The 19,125-nt window shown below is 56.0% G+C and carries 16 protein-coding genes; 9 read left to right on the forward strand and 7 right to left on the reverse strand.

The features are described from left to right. The first annotated feature begins 10 nt into the window (after positions 1 to 10). The 8 genes from RQI55_RS12015 to RQI55_RS12050 all read left to right on the forward strand — a co-directional run bounded on the left by RQI55_RS12015 (position 11) and on the right by RQI55_RS12050 (position 10,304). Entirely contained in the window at positions 11 to 733 is a 723-nt protein-coding gene (locus tag RQI55_RS12015) for an alpha/beta fold hydrolase (RefSeq protein WP_311272624.1), read from the forward strand. A gap of 302 nt (positions 734 to 1,035) precedes the next feature. Next, entirely contained in the window at positions 1,036 to 1,869 is an 834-nt protein-coding gene (locus RQI55_RS12020) for an ABC transporter ATP-binding protein (protein ID WP_042616660.1), read from the forward strand. A gap of 43 nt (positions 1,870 to 1,912) precedes the next feature. Next, entirely contained in the window at positions 1,913 to 2,680 is a 768-nt protein-coding gene (locus RQI55_RS12025; protein WP_311272625.1) for an ABC transporter permease, read from the forward strand. A gap of 50 nt (positions 2,681 to 2,730) precedes the next feature. Beyond that, complete coding sequence (locus RQI55_RS12030; protein WP_042616658.1) at positions 2,731 to 3,753, forward strand: ABC transporter substrate-binding protein; 1,023 nt, start codon at positions 2,731 to 2,733, stop codon at positions 3,751 to 3,753. A 124-nt stretch (positions 3,754 to 3,877) separates the two neighbouring features. Continuing rightward, positions 3,878 to 5,848 carry a 3-hydroxyacyl-CoA dehydrogenase NAD-binding domain-containing protein gene (locus RQI55_RS12035; protein ID WP_311272626.1) on the forward strand — a complete coding sequence of 657 codons (1,971 nt, stop codon included), beginning with the start codon at positions 3,878 to 3,880 and terminating at the stop codon, positions 5,846 to 5,848. A gap of 100 nt (positions 5,849 to 5,948) precedes the next feature. After that, positions 5,949 to 7,316 carry an MmgE/PrpD family protein gene (locus RQI55_RS12040; protein ID WP_311272627.1) on the forward strand — a complete coding sequence of 456 codons (1,368 nt, stop codon included), beginning with the start codon at positions 5,949 to 5,951 and terminating at the stop codon, positions 7,314 to 7,316. Positions 7,317 to 7,424: 108 nt separating this feature from the next. Continuing rightward, entirely contained in the window at positions 7,425 to 8,225 is an 801-nt protein-coding gene (locus tag RQI55_RS12045; RefSeq protein ID WP_042616656.1) for an enoyl-CoA hydratase/isomerase family protein, read from the forward strand. A 9-nt stretch (positions 8,226 to 8,234) separates the two neighbouring features. Continuing rightward, positions 8,235 to 10,304, forward strand: a complete 2,070-nt coding sequence (locus RQI55_RS12050) for an acetate--CoA ligase family protein (protein ID WP_311272628.1) — start codon at positions 8,235 to 8,237, stop codon at positions 10,302 to 10,304. 75 nt (positions 10,305 to 10,379) lie between these two features. Here RQI55_RS12050 and gcvA read toward each other — a convergent pair whose 3' ends face one another. The 7 genes from gcvA to RQI55_RS12085 all read right to left on the reverse strand — a co-directional run bounded on the left by gcvA (position 10,380) and on the right by RQI55_RS12085 (position 17,803). Next, the gene (gcvA, locus tag RQI55_RS12055) at positions 10,380 to 11,285 is read right to left on the reverse strand and encodes a transcriptional regulator GcvA (RefSeq protein WP_042616654.1); all 906 of its coding nucleotides are present in this window, start codon (positions 11,283 to 11,285) and stop codon (positions 10,380 to 10,382) included. 336 nt (positions 11,286 to 11,621) lie between these two features. Further along, the gene (locus RQI55_RS12060) at positions 11,622 to 12,698 is read right to left on the reverse strand and encodes an ABC transporter ATP-binding protein (protein WP_311272629.1); all 1,077 of its coding nucleotides are present in this window, start codon (positions 12,696 to 12,698) and stop codon (positions 11,622 to 11,624) included. Further along, positions 12,695 to 13,522 carry a carbohydrate ABC transporter permease gene (locus tag RQI55_RS12065; RefSeq protein WP_311272630.1) on the reverse strand — a complete coding sequence of 276 codons (828 nt, stop codon included), beginning with the start codon at positions 13,520 to 13,522 and terminating at the stop codon, positions 12,695 to 12,697. The genes RQI55_RS12060 and RQI55_RS12065 overlap by 4 nt, the downstream gene beginning before the upstream one ends. Further along, a complete protein-coding gene (locus tag RQI55_RS12070; RefSeq protein WP_192064820.1) occupies positions 13,519 to 14,421 on the reverse strand; it encodes a carbohydrate ABC transporter permease in 903 nt (300 codons plus the stop codon). The genes RQI55_RS12065 and RQI55_RS12070 overlap by 4 nt, the downstream gene beginning before the upstream one ends. A 132-nt stretch (positions 14,422 to 14,553) precedes the next feature. Next, on the reverse strand, positions 14,554 to 15,786 hold the full coding sequence (locus tag RQI55_RS12075) for a sugar ABC transporter substrate-binding protein (RefSeq protein WP_311272631.1): 1,233 nt from the start codon (positions 15,784 to 15,786) through the stop codon (positions 14,554 to 14,556). A gap of 69 nt (positions 15,787 to 15,855) precedes the next feature. After that, positions 15,856 to 16,758, reverse strand: coding sequence for a sugar phosphate isomerase/epimerase (locus RQI55_RS12080; RefSeq protein ID WP_311272632.1), 903 nt, complete (start codon positions 16,756 to 16,758; stop codon positions 15,856 to 15,858). Between the two features lie 10 nt (positions 16,759 to 16,768). Continuing rightward, positions 16,769 to 17,803 (reverse strand): Gfo/Idh/MocA family oxidoreductase, encoded by a 1,035-nt coding sequence (locus RQI55_RS12085; RefSeq protein ID WP_311272633.1) that lies wholly within the window; start codon positions 17,801 to 17,803, stop codon positions 16,769 to 16,771. A 139-nt stretch (positions 17,804 to 17,942) separates the two neighbouring features. Between RQI55_RS12085 and RQI55_RS12090 the strand changes: the two genes are divergently transcribed. Then, complete coding sequence (locus RQI55_RS12090; RefSeq protein ID WP_311272898.1) at positions 17,943 to 18,980, forward strand: LacI family DNA-binding transcriptional regulator; 1,038 nt, start codon at positions 17,943 to 17,945, stop codon at positions 18,978 to 18,980. Positions 18,981 to 19,125 lie beyond the last annotated feature (145 nt).

Below are 19,125 nucleotides of genomic sequence, written 5' to 3' on the forward strand. Positions count from 1 at the left end.
GATTATGCTGATGTCATCTCAAGCCTCGAAAACATTCGTTCTGGTCGCTGGTGCGGGTCATGGAGGGTGGGTTTGGCGCGAGCTGCGTGAAGGTCTGCTTGCCGCCGGTCACAGGGTCTTTACGCCCACTTTGACAGGCGTCGGAGAACGGTCTCACCTTATGAGTTCGGACATAACGCTTTCCACGCACATTGATGACGTCGCTAATCTCTTTTTGTGGGAGGAGCTTCAAGACGTTATCCTGGTTGGTCATTCCTACGCCGGATGGGTTATCAGCGGCGCTGTTGAGAAACTGGAAGGTCGCGTCAACGCCATCGTCTATCTCGATGCCTTTCTGCCGGAAGATCAAAATCGGGGTCTCGATTTCCTCAACGAAAAACAGAAAGAGGCGTTTTCGCAGGCGCTTGAACGAAATGAAGCCTCCAGAGCCGGCCCCACATCCGCTGCCCTGCGCATACAGGATCCGGTCAAAGCAGCATGGGTCGATTCCAAGATCACCCCGCAACCCATCGGCGTTTCGCTCGAACGCCTCCAGCTGACGGGTGCGCGAGAGCGTGTTCCATCGAAACTCTATGTGCGCACGCCGTTGTTTCCTCAGCCCTATTTTGATGAAGCGCTGGCGCGTTGCGAGGCAGATCCCTCTTGGCGAACGGCGATATTGCCAGACTGCGGCCATGATCCCATGGTGGATCGCCCCGACCTCGTTATGGATCTTCTTCTTTCGATGTCGTGACTGTCGTCCTATATCCGTAGTCCCTCGGGCTCGGTATCTCCGTTTACGCCAAGATCGTCTTGCCCAACTAAAGGTTGGGCATGCAGCCCATGAAAGTTTATTGCGGCTTCATGGCGGAAAGTTCACCCTCACAGCATAGGGATTGCGCGCGATGAGTTGGGAGGCTCTGGTCGTGATAACCAAATCAAGCAGTCGAATGATTGCGGTTGTCCATCGACCCTTCCGCGTATCTAGCCAATCCTGAGCCATCTAAGCTGACGTTCAACGGTACGATGAGCTCCAACGCATGCATGGGAGGATTTATGTCGTCTACCGAAAAAATCACAAAAAAAGTGTCCCTGGCTCCTGTCCAGACGCAGGCCGAGGTCGTCATCTCGTTTAAAGATGTCGGCAAGACATTTAAGGCCGGTGCTGCGGAGATACAGGCGACCAGAGACATCAATGTCGATATCCGTGAAGGGGAAATCGTCACGATTGTTGGTCCTTCCGGCTGCGGAAAGTCTACTATGCTGAACCTCACGGCTGGTCTGCTTGCACCGACCGTTGGAACTGTAACCTATCGCAATGTGCCCATTACTGATGTGAATGGTCGCACCGGTTATATGACACAGAGCGACCACCTTCTTCCCTGGCGCACTGTTGCGGGCAACATCGCTGTGCCGCTCGAAATCCGTGGAATGTCGAAAGCCGACCGGAACGCGCGCGTTGAAGAGCTGGCCGAGCTTGTCGGGTTGACGCAGTTTTTGAACTCTTACCCCACGCAGCTTTCCGGCGGCATGCGCAAGCGCGCAGCCTTGGCACGACTGTTGGCATACGACCCTGAAACGCTGCTGCTTGATGAGCCCTTTGCCGCTCTCGATGCGCAGCTCCGGATCAAGATGCAGACAGAATTGTTTCAGTTGTCACGTCGCCTGAAGAAAACAGTGCTTTTCGTCACCCATGATATCGACGAGGCCGTGGCGCTGGGAGACCGATGCCTGGTGTTTTCGGGCCGACCTGGCACCATCGTTCAGAATATCGAGGTTCAGCTTCCAAGAGAGCGCTCAATCCTCGCGCTGCGCAAGGATCCAACCTACCAGCAACTGTGCTCCGATCTCTGGGACATTCTTGCACCTTCAATGAATGCTGCGCACTGACCTCGGGAAGTGCAGGTGCGATAACTGATTCCGGGAGGAAATAATGAAAATATTCTTTGGACGTGTAGCGCTGATATTGGGGCTTCTTGGCTTTTGGCAGTTCGCCTCCGGCAGATTTGCCGATCCATTCTTCGTCAGCAATCCAGTTGAAGTTGGAGAACGTTTCTGGATTCTCTTGAAGACAGGCCGACTGTTCGACCACGGTTGGATCACTTTGGTGGAAACGCTCGGCGGATTTGCGCTCGGCGCGGCAGCAGGCATCACGGTCGGCTTGATCCTCGGGCGAAATGAGACACTCGCAAAGCTGTTGGATCCTATTCTGGTCTCGCTTTACAGCCTGCCGAAAGTCGCTCTAGCCCCGCTCTTTATCATGTGGTTCGGGATCGGCATCGAAATGAAGATCATGCTGACAGCCGCCATCGTCTTCTTTCTTGTGTTTCTCAATACCTATAGCGGTGTCAGAAGCGTCAGTGGCGAACTGATCGAAATTCTTCGCCTGATGGGTGCGAAAGAACGCCATCTGGTTGCGAAGGTCATCATGCCATCAGCAATCCAATGGGTCTTCACCGGCCTCAAGCTTTCGGTTCCCTATGCTTTGATCGGCGCGATTGTCGGTGAGATCATGGCGTCCAACCGTGGCCTTGGTTACCTGTTGCAGGATGCCGCAGGCCAGCTCGATACCGGTGGCGTATTCGCAGCTCTGATCGCGATCGTCTTCCTTGCCTTGTGCCTGCAAACCGCTGTGAAGTTCGCGGAGAAGAAACTGATGCCTTGGAAAACCGTGGCGAATGATCGTGAACTGACGATCTGAGTTCAGTCATCATAGACGGCAAATAATCTTATAAAATCTGGGAGGAAATTATGAAAACTCGTTCACTTATCGCTGCCATCACGATGGCAGTTGGCCTCATCGGCGGCCATGCACACGCAGCTGAGACACTCAAGGTCGGTTTGGGCACCGATGGCTTCGTCCACCTTCCCCTGTTCGTCGCCTATGATGGAGGCCTGTTCAAGGAGGAGGGCCTTGATGTTGAACTGGTCAAGTTCAAGGGCGGCGGCGCAGCCATGTCTGGTCTCGTTGGCGGCAGCGTCGAGATTTGCTCCTGCTCCGTGCAGAACGCCATCAACGCGACTGAAAAAGGCGCGCCGGTCAAACTGATCGGCGCGATGATCGACCAATACGCATCCAACATCGTGGTCACGGAAGAGACCGCAAAGCGCATTGGCCTCACACCGGATATGCCGATGGAAAAGCGTCTTGCAGCCTTGAAGGGCCTGAAAATCGCCGCAGCCGGTGCCGGCGGCAGTGCAGACTTTCTGGTGCGCCACCTGGCAGGAGCCGCCAAGCTTTCTCCTGAAAGCGATATGAGCCTTCTTTACATGAACGACAGCGGCGCCATGCTGGCGTCCTTTGATCGTGACCGTATCGACGGGTTTGCTCTGTCTTCGCCCACATCGGATATCGCGGTGCTGGATCACAAGGGAAAGATGCTGATCGATATGTCATCGGGGCAGTATGAACCGCTTTCCGGATATCCTTCGATTGCAATCTCTGCCCAGGATAGCTGGCTTGCCGATAATCGCGCGACAGCCGTCAAGTTCCTTCGCGCCATCGCCAAGGCTGATGCTCTCATTCAGGATAATCCCGAAAAAGCCAAGGCAGCTATTCGCAAGCGCTTTGAATCGACCTCCGATCCAGTGTTCGAAGCCGCATGGAAATCGAATGCCGGTACCTATCCTGAAACGCCTGTCATCACTGCCGAAACCGTCAGTCGTGTCATGACATTCCTGGGTGACCTGCAGGGAACAAAGATCGCAGGAGCGCCCGAGACCTACTTCGATGCCAGCTATGTGCAGCAGGCTGTTGCCGAACTGAAGAAATGATCCCGTGAACTGAAACAGACAATTGTGAGTGGCGGGAAGCGAAGTCTCGGCACTCACGACCGCATTTTTTATTCCTCTCGGCCGCTGGAACGCAGTGGGAGAGGCCGATACCAGGAGGCTGACATTGGCGTTGGTAGATTTCAAAATTGAAGATCGTATTGCGGTTGTCACGATTGATAACCCGCCGGTGAACGCCCTGAACCAGCAGCTTCGTCAGGAACTTCTTGCCGCAGTAGAGGCAATCGAAGCAGACGAGACTGTCGACGCGGTGGTGCTTTCGTGTGCAGGCAGAACCTTCGTCGCCGGTGCAGACATTCATGAACTTGGAAATCCGCAAAAGCCGTATTTGCCGGACGTGCTTCAGAAGATTGATCAATCCGCCAAGACATGGGTTGCGGCCTTGCATGGTACCGCGCTTGGCGGCGGACTGGAGCTTGCCATGGCATGCCATGGACGCGTTGCGGCGAAGGGAACGAAACTGGGCCTGCCTGAAGTCACTCTCGGAGTTATTCCGGGTTCGGGTGGCACTGTCAGGCTTCCCCGGTTGATCCCATTGGAAAAGGCGATCAATCTTGTCACCACTGGCAAACCGATCTCAGCGCAGGAGGGTCTGGCCTCGGGTCTGATTGACCGGATTGCAGATGTCGATCTCTTGGCGGACGCAAAGCGCTTCGCGCGCAAACTCTTGGAAAACCCTGTGCCGCCTTTACTTGAGCGCGACGTCAAAGATGCAGGCAATATGGATTGGGACGCTGCCCGGCGGTCAGTCACGTCCAAGGCGCGGGGCGCTCTAGCTGCGCTCGAAGCATTTGGTGCCCTCAAAGATGCGGCAATGTTTGATCCCGAACAGGCGCTCGTCAAGGAGAGACAACGTTTCCTGCGGTTGTCACTGTCGGACGAATCCAGAGCTTTGAAGCATATCTTCTTTGCGGAACGGAGTGCTGGGCAGAGCCTCAAGAACCTGAATGCCGCCTCTGTCAATCTATCGCATGTCGGTGTCATCGGTGGCGGAACCATGGGGGCAGGGATTGCCACTGCATTGCTGCTCTCCGGCTCAACCGTCACTCTTGTTGAGCAGACGGCAGAAGCCGCGGACAAAGCGCGAGACCGGGTCCAGACGACGCTTTCCCAAAGTGCAGAGCGAAAGGTGATTTCCGCCGAGAAAGCCGAGGAGGCCATGCAGCGCTTTTTCGCAGTCGTGGAGTATGAGGCTCTGAAAGGCTGCCCACTCGTTATCGAGGCGGTGTTTGAAGATATGGCCGTCAAAAAGGCAGTCTTTTCGAAACTCGATGCCATCATGCCGAATACGGCTGTGCTGGCCACCAACACCTCCTATCTGGACGTGAACCTGCTGGCGGCATCTACGGACCATCCGGAGAGGATATTGGGTCTGCATTTCTTCTCGCCTGCCCACATCATGAAGCTGTTGGAAATCGTGCGGGGAGCGCAAACCGGCTCCGTTGCGCTGGCAACGGCTTATGAGTTGGCAAAGCGATTGCGGAAAATCCCGATCGTTTCCGGCGTGTGCGATGGCTTTATCGGCAACCGGATCATGGCAGCCTATCGCCGTGACTGCGAATTCATGCTGGAGGAGGGCGCCCTGCCGAACGAGATCGATGCTGCCATGCGCAATTTCGGTTTCGCAATGGGTATCTTCGAGGTGCAGGACATGAGCGGTCTCGACATTGCCTGGGCGCAGCGCAAGGCCAAGGCGTTATCAAGACCAAGCGGTGCGCGCGTTGCCCATATCGCCGACAGGCTTTGTGAAGCAGGCAGATTGGGCCGAAAGACTGGCAAGGGTTGGTATGATTACAGCTCCAGCAAGCCTGTTCTTGATGATGAAACAAGGGATATCATTCTGGATGAAAGCAAGCGCGCCGGCATCACCCGCCGCTCTTTTACCGAAGCAGACATTATGAGCCGCATCCTTCTTACTATCCAGAAAGAGGGGATGGCCGTGCTGACTGAAGGCATTGCCGAGAACGCAGATGATATCGATGTCGTGATGGTCAACGGTTACGGTTTTCCGCGCCACAAGGGCGGACCGATGCACATGGCACATGCTGACGGCATCAATGCGCGGACGGTTGCGTAAGCGCTAACTCGGTCGGCCACATCGCCATGCTTTCGCGTCAGCCATGGACATCCTCGAAGGCGCGAGTGCGATAGTTCCTCAATCTTTTGAGAGATGTTTCATGGAAAATCCTTTGTTGGTGCTCGCAGGCGCAGCGGATCGCTGGCGGTCCGCTCAGCTGTCACCGGAACTGGAGGCTGCTGCACGACGTGCAATTCTCGACTGGTTTGCAACGACGCTTCCGGGAAGCCGGGAGGAGGCCTCGCTTGCGCTTCTGCGTGCTGTTCAGTTGGAGGATACGCCCGGCCGATCGATTTGCTATGCAGATGATGCGATGCGCTCTCCCCGAGCGGCGGCGCTGTTGAATGCGACGGCAAGCCATATTGTCGAGTTCGATGATATTTTCCGCGATGGCGGTTACCATCCCGGCAGCTCAACGATTGCCGCAGCGCTTGCTCTTGCACAACATCTGAACCGGCCTTTGGCCGATCTTCATCGCGCAATCATTGGTGGATATGAAGTCGGTTGCCGAATTTCGTTGGCGGTCCAGCCAAGCCATTATGCGTTCTGGCACACTACCGCCACCATCGGCACCATGGGCGCTGCCACAGCCTGCGCCATGCTGCTGGGATGTAATGCGGACAAGATTGCGCATGCCATTTCCATTGCCAGCAGCTTTGCCGGTGGCCACCAGCAGAACCTGAAAAATGGGGGCATGGCGAAAGCTTTGCATGCGGGCCATGCAGCCGATGCCGGTATGCTGGCCGCCTTTGCCGCCTCCAGCGGCATGACAGGCTCTCCAGACGCATTGCATGGCAAGACCGGTTATGCCGCCGCGACAAGCGCGTCGACCGGAGATTGGGTCTCCGCCTTGCAGGGGCTGGGTGAGTGGACCCCGATTGAGCACATGACAATCAAGAACCATGGATGTTGCGGTCATATCTTCCCCGCACTTGATGGCCTGCGGCTTCTGCGCCAGCAACATGGATTTACATGGCGCGATATCAGTTCCATCCGGCTTGACGGCTATGATGCCACGAAAAGCATGTGTGATCGCCCCAACCCTCAAAATGCATCGGATGCTCGGTTCAGCGCGCAATATTGCATTTGCGCCGACATGGTGCTGGGGGCGGTACGGTTGAACGCCTTCGAAGATGTGGCCCTCAGTCATCCCGATATTCGTGCCTTGATGCCAAAGGTTATGGTGGGCGTGGATCCAGCCCTTGCCAGCCTTTACCCCAAACAGCGCATGGCGAAGCTAGCTGTGCACCTCACCGATGGGCGCAGTTTCGACCATCTTCAGGAGACGAGAAAAGGCGATCCCGAAGATCCCTTGAGCATGAACGAGCTTGTTCAGAAGTTCGATGAACTGGCAGCGGAGGTCCTGCCCGAACCGCAGATTGCGGCCTTGCGAACCCGGATTTTGGCAGGCTCTGAGCTGCCGCAACAGGCGGGCTTTTTTGCCCAACCTAATGTTGGCCAAGGCTGACGCGATCCTCGGTTGCGGCATTACTGCCTCTCTCTCTAATCATGAACAATGCCAAAACGGCGCGGAGGAGTGCGGCCGTTCGCATCATCACATTCGAGGAAGCACACGATGAACATTGCCACAAGCCAAGCCGAGTTCGTGCTGGTAAGCGAAAAGAACGGTATCGCCACGATCACGCTCAACCGGCCGGACGTCCGCAACGCGATCAACGACAAGATGCGTGCCGAATTGATTGCAGCGTTTGAAGCGGCAGGTGCCGACAAGCAGGTGCGCGGCATCATCCTGACCGGCGCTGGCAAGGGCTTCTGCTCTGGTGGCGATGTCGGCGGTATGCGCGCCAGACTCGATGCACCGGCAGGCGAAGTGGCGTTCAACGGATGGAAACGACAACAAAGCACCCACCGCGGCGTCGCAGCCATTCACGGCATTTCCAAGCCCGTTATCGCCGCTGTCAACGGTGCTGCCTTCGGTCTGGGTCTGGACATGGCTCTGGCCTGCGATTTCATCATTGCAACGGAAGGCGCAAAGCTGTCGATGAGCTTCATCAAGCGCGGCCTCGTTTCCGATGGCGGCGGCATGTATTTCCTCCCACGCCGTGTCGGCCTTTCCAAGGCCAAGGAACTCATTCTGACGGGACGTGTGCTTGAAGCCGAAGAGGCGCTTCGCATCGGCATGGTAGACCGCGTGGCGTCTGCCGATACGTTGATCAATGATGCACAAGCCTGGGCAGAAGAGCTGTGCATTGGTTCGCCAGCCGCCATCGCGCTGACTAAGTCGATCCTCGACAAGACATTTGAAAGCACGGACGAGCAGGTCTTTGCCTTGGGCCGTGAAGCTCAGGCTATCTGCTACACGACGGCTGAGCACCGCCAATCCGTTGAGGACTTCCTCAACAAGACTTCGAAGTGAGGGGATGATATGAGCATTGTCAATTCGATCCTCAATCCGCGCAGCGTTGTGGTCGTTGGTGCATCCAATGATCCAGCCAAGCTGACAGGTCGCCCGATTGCATATCTGCAACGGCATGGTTTTGCAGGCGATATCTATCCGATCAATCCGCGCTATGACACCATCGCCGGGCTGAAATCCTATGCGGATCCGCGCGATCTTCCGAGCACGCCGGATCTTGGCCTCGTCCTCGTGGGTGCCGACCGCGTTATCGAATCCGTCCGGCAACTGGCGGAAGCTGGCACAAAAGCCGCTGTCGTTCTCGCATCTGGATTCGGTGAAAGCGGCGAAGAAGGCAGGGCGCGCCAGCAGCAGCTTCTGGAAGCCGCTGGCGAGATGCGTATTCTCGGACCCAACACCATCGGTCTTGTCAACTTGACCGACAAGATCATGCTGACGGCCTCTGGCGCCATGGAGATGGCTGACTTCCCGACGGGTTCCATCGCGCTTCTGTCTCAAAGCGGCGGCATCATGGGGTCGCTTCTGTCGCGTGCTGCCGGACGCGGTATCGGCTTCTCCAAGCTTGTAGCAACAGGCAATGAATGCGATCTGGAAGTATCGGATTTTCTGGACGGTTTCGCAGAGGACGATGCCACCACGGTGGTGGCACTTTATCTCGAAACCATTCGCAACGCTGCCAAGTTCAGGGCTGCGGCAAAGCGGGTGATCGATGCTGGAAAGAGCATCGTTGTCTATAAGGTTGGAAAGTCTGAATCCGGTGCCAATTCCGCCGTGTCGCATACGGGTGCGTTGGCCGGTGCCGATGAAGTTTACGATGCGCTGTTTAACCAGCTTGGCATCATCAGGGCGCAGACTTTCGCCGATCTTCTCGATATTCCGGCGATTCTAGCGTCTGGACGCAGACTGGCTGGCAACAGGGTCGCAATCGTAACATCTACCGGCGGTGCGGCCACTATCGTTGCCGATAATGTCGGCTGCCTTGGTCTTGCAATGCCTAGCCCTGACAAGGAAACGGCGGAAAAGCTGCTTGCGCTTGAGCTGAAAGAGGCGGTTCTGGATCGCAATCCCATCGATGTGACGCTTGCAGGTTTGCGCCCCGATCTCTTCCGGTCCATCATCAAGATATTGGCAGAAAGCCCAAGTTTCGATGCGATTGTCGTCGTCTTGGGATCGTCTTCCATTGCTCAGCCGGATGTCGTGGCACGGCCCCTGCTGGATTCGATGGCAATGACGGATAAGCCTCTTATTGCTTATGTCAGCCCGGAAGCTCCAAGCATCGTGCGCCATCTCAACACCAGCGGTATTCCGGCATTTGCAGCGCCGGAGAGTTGCGCATCCGCGCTTGCCGCCTTGTTGAAGGTCGGAAAATCGGAAAGCGTAGACGCCCGCGAGCAACAGAACATCGATTGCTCGGACATTGTCGCCGGGTCAATGAACGAGGCCGATGCCAAGTCGCTTTACGCACGCTTCGGCGTTCCCGTCACCAAGGAGGTTGCTGTTGCAACGGCTGTGGAGGCTGCAGAAGCGGCAAAGAGCTTCGGCGGCCATGTTGTCATCAAGATATTGTCCGATGAGATCCTCCATAAGTCTGAAGTCGGCGGCGTTGCTGTCGGTGTCGCGCAAGATCAGGTGCTGACGGTTTGCAACGACATGCTGGAGCGTGTCCGGTCTGCCACTGATGCCCGGATCGATGGCTTTTTGGTGCAGGAATATATAACCGGCGGGGTGGAGCTTATTCTTGGTTTCAACCGGGATCCACAGCTCGGCCCCTATATTCTGTTGGGCGCGGGTGGCGTCACGACGGAGCTCTATCAGGATGTCACATTGAGGTTGCTGCCTATCGACAGGAAGCAGGCAGTCTCCATGATCGATAATCTGAAATGCGCACCGCTTCTCAAGGGCTTTCGCGGCAAGCCGCTAGCCGATACGGATGGCCTGATTTCCACGATCCTGTCCTTCGCGGACATGGCGCATTCGCTTGATGGCCGCCTCGTTGAGGCCGAAATCAATCCTGTTTTCGTCTTGCCGGAAGGCCAGGGCGTGAGGGCCGGAGACGCGCTTGTTGTCATCGGCGAATAGCCGAGGACATGTTTTAAAATCAAAAGCGCCGACCGGACCGTGTCGGCGCTTTTGGCTTCAGCATCGTTGTTTAAGCTATGATGCGCTCAAACGTGCGGTGTCTTCTTCCATCTGCTTGCGAACCCAGTTCAGAAACTGCATGAGCGTTTGCGATGGTCGCTTGTCTTTCGGCCATGTCAGATAATAGCCGTCACCTGTTCGGCATGTTTGCTCGAATGGCGCGACCAGAACGCCTGTCCGCAGATGGCGCTCAACGAAAACGCGCACGGCAATGGCAACGCCGACATCAACAGAGGCAGCCTCGTAAGCCAGGGCCGAGTTCTCGAACTTCACGCCATGATGTGACACCAACTTGCATTTAACGCTTGCAGCCCACGCATTCCAATCATGCGGTCTCGCCATCGAATATAGAAGGCGGACATTTGAAAGGTCGGACGGTTCCTTCAAGGGGAATTCTTCCAGAAACGATGGCGAGCAAACCGGTATCAACTCCACATCGACCAGACGCTCAGCATGCAATTCCGGCCACTCTCCATTGCCGGACCGAATGGCTGCATCGAGGTTTTGCGTATCGAAATTGGCCGCAGTCGCGGAAGAGGAGAGGCGGACTTCAATACGAGGATGCGCCGTGTGGAAGGCCGCCAGCCTCGGGATCAGCCATCTCTGCGCAAACGTCGTATAGGCCTGTACGGCGAGTATATCGCGGCGACCTCTGCGGGAGACGCGTCTTGCCGCGTTTCCAATCTGCTGGAAGGCTTCGGAAATCCCGCTATAGAGTTCTTCCCCTTCCCGCGTCAGCACAAGGCCGCGGTGCAAGCGATTGAACAGCGCCACACCCAGATAATCCTCCAGTGCTTTGACCTGTCGGCTGACCGCGACTTGAGAAACGTTCAACTCGTCCGCTGCCAAGGTGAAACTGTTGAGCCTGGCAGCGATCTCAAAGGTTCTTAACGGGTTAAGCGGTGGCATCATGCTGGACATAGGAACTGGCTTACCTAGGTTGTGATCAAGGCCTGAAACTGTCTCTATTATTGTCTTTCACGGTGACGTGCAGGGTCGAGATAGACTGACGAGGCGTCTCAGATTTTTCACTGTAATCGCTCGGATCGGACTAGGCTAGCAGTGACTTGGGGTTGTGGCGACCTCAGCATACTTTTGTGATGATGAGTGCTGTGACCATATGTGGATGGCACGCAGTTGCAAGTCAGAGTGGAGCGAGCGCATGCGTCACCCCAAAGCCTGTGAGGCAAGCGTTGCAAGGCTTCGCCCGGGAGGTTCTGACAGTGATTCAGGTCTTGTAAGGCCTGTGTCTCGTCTTCATATGCGCATGCCGGTCGTCTCATCGAAGAGATGAAGGGAGGCAGGATTGATGGCGAAACCAAGCTGCTCACCGGCTTTGACGGTGCTTCTGCCCTGAATGACCATTGAAACTTCGGGCTCGGTGGCGGTTGTTATGAAGGTCGCGGATCCGGTTGTTTCTACAGCTGCCACAGGCAGGCTGAATTGCGCATCCGACGTACCCGTCAGCTCGATATGTTCGGGGCGGATGCCGACCGTCACGCGCGAACCCGCCGTGCGTGGATGAATGAGCGGAATGTTTCCTGCGGCCAAGCCGCCCGCAAATTGCAATGACACATGACCGCCGTCATCGCCAACCAAAGCGGGTACGAAATTCATGGCGGGGGAGCCGATGAACCCGGCAACGAAGCGGTTGACCGGGTGGTCGTAGAGTTCGATGGGCGAGCCTTGCTGCTCGATCACGCCATCTTTCATCACCACAACATGGTCAGCCATGGTCATGGCCTCGATCTGGTCATGCGTGACATAGACGGAGGTCGCGTGCAGACGGTCATGTAGCGATCTGATCTCCTTGCGCATATGCACGCGCAACGCAGCATCGAGGTTGGAAAGAGGTTCATCGAACAGAAATGCTTGCGGGTCACGGATGATGGCGCGGCTCATGGCAACGCGCTGGCGCTGGCCGCCAGAAAGCTCGCGAGGATAGCGCTTCATCAGTTGCGAAAGGCCAGTGGTGGCGGCAACCTCTTCGGCAGCCTTACGGGCATCAGCCTTCTTCACGCCGCGAATGCGCAGCGAATAGGTGAGGTTTTCCTCAACGGTCATATGCGGGTAAAGCGCATAGGATTGAAACACCATTGCCACATCCCGTTTGCGCGGCGGCACACCATTCATCAGCTTGCCCGCAATGCGCATGTCGCCGCCCGAAATGCTTTCCAGCCCGGCAAGAGAGCGCAGCAGGGTGGATTTGCCACAGCCAGATGGGCCGACGAGTGCGACGAAGGTGCCTTTCTCAATGGAGAGGTCGATGTTTTTCAGCGCGTGGAAAGCGCCATAATATTTGTTCACACCGGAAAGTTCGATCTGAAGGGTCATTTGAGTGCTCCCGATGTCAGGCCGGAAACGATGCGGCGCTGCAAGAGAATGAAAATGGCGAGAATGGGCGTCACATACATCGTGGCGTAGGCCATGATGTTGTTCCATTCGCTGGTGTTTGGCCCCATGAAGGAATTCAATCCAACACTTGCGGGCTGCAATTCCACGGCCTGAATGATGGATTTCGAATAGACGAATTCACCGAAGGCCTGCATGAAGATGAGGATGGCGGAAACCACAATACCGTTGCGGGCAAGCGGCAGAACGATGTTGAAGAAAGCCCCGATACGGGAATTGCCATCCACAAGCGCTGCCTCCTCCAGTTCTTGCGGCACGGCCATGAAGGTTGCGCGCACCAGAATGACGAAGAACGGCATGCTCTTGGCAGCAATGGCCAGAATGACCGCAAAACGTGGATAATCCAGAAGGCCGAATTGCGAGAAACCGACGAAGATGGGCGTGATCATCAAGGATGCAGGCAAAACCTGAAGCATCAGGATCAGGAACAGCCCGGCATCAACCCAGCGGTTTCGATAGCGTGCCAGCACATAGGCACATCCTACACCCAGAACGGTGATGAGACTGACGGCGCCGGTTGCAATCAAAATGGAATTCCACAGATAGCGGCCCATATTGCGGCTTTCCCACACATAGGCATAGGTTTCCCATTGCGGTGCAGCCGGCCAGAAGCTCGGCGGATTGGCAAACATCTCCGAGCCGCCCTTGAGCGATGTCACATACATCCAGTAGAGCGGGAACAGATAGATCGCGGCCATGACAAGGGCGATGGCCAACATGAAGCGGTTTCGTGTCGCAAGGCTCATCCGCGCACCTCATGGCGTGTGGAGCGAACGTAGACGACCGACGCCAGCATGACGAAGACGATCATGATGACCGAAATGGTCGCACCCTTGCCGAAATCATATTGCCGGAAAGACAGGTCCCACGCCCAATATTGCGCGACGTTGGACGTGTTGTTCGGCCCGCCATCGGTAATGGCCGCAAAGAGGTCGAACTGCTGGAGGGTGAAGATCAGCCCCAGCGACACGATGGCACCGATTGTCGAGCGCATCATGGGAAGTGTGATGGTATAGAACCTTTGCCATGCGTTCGCGCCATCGAGTTCCGCGGCTTCGTAGAGATCAGCGGGAATGGCAGCAAGGCCAACGGACAGCAGGATCATGTTGAACGAAGTGCCCAGCCAGATATTGGCAAGAACCACAGCCCAGAGCGAGAAATTCGGGTCCGAGCGCCAGAATATATTCGCATCTACAATGCCGCTTTCACGCAAAATGAAATTCAGCACGCCGAAATCGCCAGACAATATCCAGTTCCAGATGGCGCCGACGACAAGCCCGGGCATGACCCAGGAGACCAGAAACAGGCCTCGCAACCAGGACGCACCCGGGAAGTTCGTCCAGAAGAACAGCGCCAGCCCGAAGCCGAAGAAAAACTGACCGGCAATGGAGGCGACGACGAAGATCACCGTATTGGTGAGAATGGGAATGGTTTCGGGCTGATTGAACAGATCGATATAGTTCTTGAAGCCAACAAACGGGCGAACGAAGCTGCCAAGGCTGAACATGTCAACTTCCTGAAAGCTCATGAGGATGTTGTAGATCAGCGGCAGGCCGGCCATGACGAACAGGAATGCGAGCGGCAAAGCCACAAGCACAATATCAAAGCCGCGACCATCGCTCACGCTGGAAAATAGCTTCTTCATGAGATGCCCTTGTTTCCGACAGATGGATGTTCCGGATAGGGTTGCCAGCCGCCATGAGCGACAGACAACCCGCCGGGAGGAACAGGTAAGGTGACATGCCGCAACCTGATCATGGCAGCAGCACAGCCACGATCATTTTTCAACGACCTTGATTTTTTTGGCAGCCTGATCGAGAGCTTCCTTGGGCGACATCTGGCCGGTCAATGCAGCCTGGATGGCATCCTGAATGGCCTTGGAAATCTTTGGCCATTCGGGAGAAGGGCCACGCGGCTGGGCATATTTCAGCTGCTCCACAAACACCTTGAGGGCGTCATCCTTCAGCGCATTTCCGGTTGGTGGAATGGCAATGTCAGAGCGAGCGGGCAACTGCCCGAACCTCTTGAACATGTCTTTGTCCTGCGAGGCGAAATACTCGATCACCTTGAACGCTTCGTCGGGATGTTTGGTTTTGGAGAAAATCGCCCAATTATAGTCACCCATGGCCGAGGAGCGCGGCGCATCCGGTGTTGGAACAGGAAGCAGCGCCACGCCCCAATCGAACTTGGCATCCTTTAGCATGCGGTCGATTTCCCATGGTCCGGAAATCACCATCCCGGCGTTACCGGCGTTGAATGTTGCGGTCGCGTCCCACTGGCTTCGGGTGAGCGTATCCGGCGAGGCCAGTTTCTCGCTCATGATCTGCTTCCACACTTCCAGCGCCTTTACCGCGCCATCGGTGTTGATGTTTTTATAGGTTGCACCGGCCATCTGCGCCCATGGCAGGAACTGGAAGGTGCCCTCTTCATTCGCCTTGGCGCTGAAGGCGATGCCATAGACGTTCTTTGCGGGGTCCGTCAGTTTCTTGGCGGCAGTAACAAGTTCGTCCCATGTTACTGGTGGCTTTGCGGGATCGAGCCCTGCGGCCTTGAACAGGTCCTTGTTATAGTAAAGCGCGATAGTGTTGGTCGCTTTCGGCACACCGAAATATTTCTCGTCCCATGTCGCGGATTTGAGCGGACCGGGGAAATAGTTTTGAGGCTTGATAACATCCGATTTAGCGATCTTATCGGTGACATCCAGAAACGCACCACGCGCTGCAAACATTGCGTGGTTGGGATTGTCGATGGCGATGATATCCGGCGCGTTGCCTGTAGAATAGGCGCGCATGGCCTCGCTCACCACATCATCGAACTGAATCTGGCGATATTCGATCTGAATACCGTTTTTAAGTGCGTTGAAATCCTTGATAAGATTGGGCGCTGGCTGGATATCCCGGTCCAGAGACCATACCGTTATCTTGACGTCCTCAGCCTTTGCCGACATCGCGACAAATGAAACGCCTGCTAGCGCCAGTGCGCCCAACATCATGCCCTTAGCGATACCCATGATCTCCTCCTCTGTGGTTATCGTTATTGCAGTTCAGGCGCGGCCCACCTCCTGAGCCGCGCAGTCGTCTCATACCGGATCGACGATGAAATCACCGCCGCGGCATGCTTTCAGATAATTCAGGCCATGAACCTGGCCGGTCATTTCCAGCGCGTCGCGATAAACCGGATCGTGCCAGCCCTCGATATCGATGGAGCCGGACCAGCCGGCCAAACGCAGCTCCGAGATGACATCTGTCCAGTTGCTATCACCAAAGCCCGGCGTGCGCATGAAAACGAATTTTTCCTTGCCGAAAATGCCGTGCTCTTTGATGACATCCCAGCGAATGGTCGCGTCCTTGCCGTGGACGTGGAAAATCTTCGGGGCCCATTTGCGGATCTGCGGCAGCGGATCGATGAGATAGACCATCTGGTGGCAGGGTTCCCATTCGATGCCGATATTATCGTCGGGCGTCTCGTTGAACATCAGTTCCCAGGCATCCGGGTTGTGGGCAATGTTCCAATCACCACTTGCCCAATTGCCGTCCATCGCGCAGTTTTCAAACGCGATCTTGATGCCCTTCTCCGCTGCACGCTTGGCCAATTCGCTCCATATTGCCTTGTACCGTGGCAGGCTTTCCGGCAGCGGCTTGCCGCGCAGACGACCCGTGAAACCGGCAACGCATGTCGCGCCAAAGTGGTGGGCGTTATCGATGCAGTCTTTCCAGCCTTGGAGAGTCGCGAGGTCCATTTCGGTTTCTTCCAGCGGATTGCCGAACATGCCAAGCGTGGAGATGGTTATGTCGCGATCGCCAATGGCATCGAGGCAGCGTTTGCCCAGTTCCGCGATATCTTGCCCGCTGGTGGTCTGCCAGAAGAATGGTTCGAAACTCTCAAACCCCATATCGGCGATCTGGGAGATGCGTTCTGCCGCATTCCCATTTGTTGCGCTGACCATGGTGCCGATGCGAATGGATTTTGCCGGATTGCTCACTGTTGTATCCTTACGCTGCAATGGAAACCCGCTGGCGAAGACGCGCGCTTTCAATCGCGGCAATCACCATGGCAAGGCTGTTGATGTTGTCGAAAGAAGCCGTCTCCGGCACGCCACCATCGCGGATGGCGGAAATGAAGGACGAGATCACGCTGGCATGGCCGTGCGTTTCCTCGATATTGGGCACGTCAGAAACGTTTACGGATTTTGAACCTCGCAGAAGTCCGGTCTCACTTCCGGCAAGCGTTGCGACGAAGTTCTCTTCGCCGTCCCATGTCATCATGCCCTTGGAGCCGACCAGCCGCCATTGGCTTTCCCAACTGGTCCGCTCACCTTCGGCGCACCACGAGCCGCGATAGGTAAAGACGACATCGTTGGAAAACTCAAAGACCGCATTGGCCGCTGCACCATGCGAATACCACGACCCGGAAGGGTTGGTTTCTAGGCAATAGACGCCAAGCGGCTTTTCATCAGCAACGAACCGTGCGGCATCGAAGGTATGAATGGCCATATCCAGCAACAGCACGTTCTTCATTTCTTCACGGAAGCCGCCGAAATGCGGTGCGATGAAGAAATCGCAATGAATGCCCGAGAGAGTGCCGATCAAGCCTTCCGAGACTGCGCGCCGAAGACGACGAATCCCGGAGATAAAGCGGCGGTTTTGAACGACGGCATGGACCTTGCCAGCGTTCTCGGCCAGCGCGACCAGCTCCCGTGCCTCTTCAAGCGAAGAGGCCATCGGCTTTTCGCTCAGTACGTGGCATCCAGCGGCAAGGCCGATGGATACGACATTGAAACGCGCAACGGGAATGACGACGTCGAACAGCAGGTCGGCCTTTGTTGTCTCAAGCACCTGTTTGAGATCGGTGCCGATGACGGCCTCTGACAGAGAGAACTCTCGCGCCAGAGCTTCCGCTGTGTCGCGGTTCAAATCCACAAGGCCCACAATCTTGATGGAAGCAGCAAGCTCCGGTGTCGAGGCAATTGCTCGCAACCAGCCTTTAGCCATAGCTCCGCATCCGCATAAAACGGCATTGAATATCACGATTTCCTCCCGGTTTTCGCATCAAACTCCTCAAGATGCGATGTTCCGTAAACGTTTACGACGCTATGATGAAAATGCTATTTGTGTCAAGAGGCGTATAAGACGTGAGGAATAGACGAGATGGGGAATGGGTAGAGACATGAAGGGAATACGCCAGCTGGCCGAGCATCTCGACATCTCCATAGGCACTGTTTCCCGGGCATTGAACGGCAAGCCCGATGTGAGCGAAGAAACCCGCGCCCGTGTGCTGGAGGCCGCCGAAGCGCTTGGTTACGTCGCAAATCAATCCGGCCGCAGTCTGCGCCAAGGCACCACAAACGTTATCGGTTTGATGATGGGGAGCAATCCGGAGACCGTGGAAAACTCCGACAACTTCTTCATGGGCGTAACAGACGGGCTACAAAGCGTTTTTGCGCCTCACAAGCTTGATCTCGTCATACTCCCTTGCTCTGACGACGAAGACCGGGAAGAATATCTCAAACGCATGGTGGCGCGGCGTCTGGTGGATGCGATGATCATTTCCTCCACCCGCAGAATCGACAGGCGGATCGACTTTCTGGTCAAGGCAGGCGTGCCTTTCGTTGCACTCGGCCGCTCCCAATCCGGTGGCAATTACCCTTGGGTTGATCTGGATTTTGACGGCGTGGCACGCGCTTCGGTGAACCGCCTTGCTGCAAATGGTCACAAGCGCATTGCAGTCGCCATTCCCGATAACGACATCAATCTTGGTTATATTTTTCTGGAAGGCTACAAGAAGGGGCTGGAAGAAAACGGGCTTTCTTTCGATCCATCGCTCGTCATCAAGGCAAAATCCAGCGAACAGGGTGGCTACCATGCGGGTAGCGAATTGCTGCATATGCGGCGGCGCCCAACGGCTGTGGTACTGATCTATGAACTGATGGCACTTGGACTTTATCGCAGGCTTGCCGAGGTGGGCTTGAAAGTCGGTCACGATCTGGCCGTCATCGGTTTTCGCGAAGAGCCGCGCGGTCGGTTTCTCCAGCCGCCACTCACGAGCTTTCGCCTGTCTTTGAGAGATCTGGGTGTTTCGGTCGGCAAGACGCTGCTGTCCAGAATGCCCGCTTACGCATCACTTTACCCTGATGAGAAGCAGCAAATTATCTGGCCGCTGGAACTGGTGGCGGGAGAGAGTGACGCCGGACCAGCCAGTGGATAACCCTGCCTGCACTCCGTAATGTTACTTCTGAATCGATCTCTCGCATTGAAGCGGGCAGGCGCTTTGTCCTACACGGGACCATCTGGTTCGTTGCGAGTTCAGACCACAGGTCCATCAAGCGACCGTTTGGAGCGGTTGGCGAAAG

Source organism: Rhizobium sp. WCS2018Hpa-16 (assembly GCF_031843705.1).
Lineage (GTDB): Bacteria > Pseudomonadota > Alphaproteobacteria > Rhizobiales > Rhizobiaceae > Agrobacterium > Agrobacterium tumefaciens_C.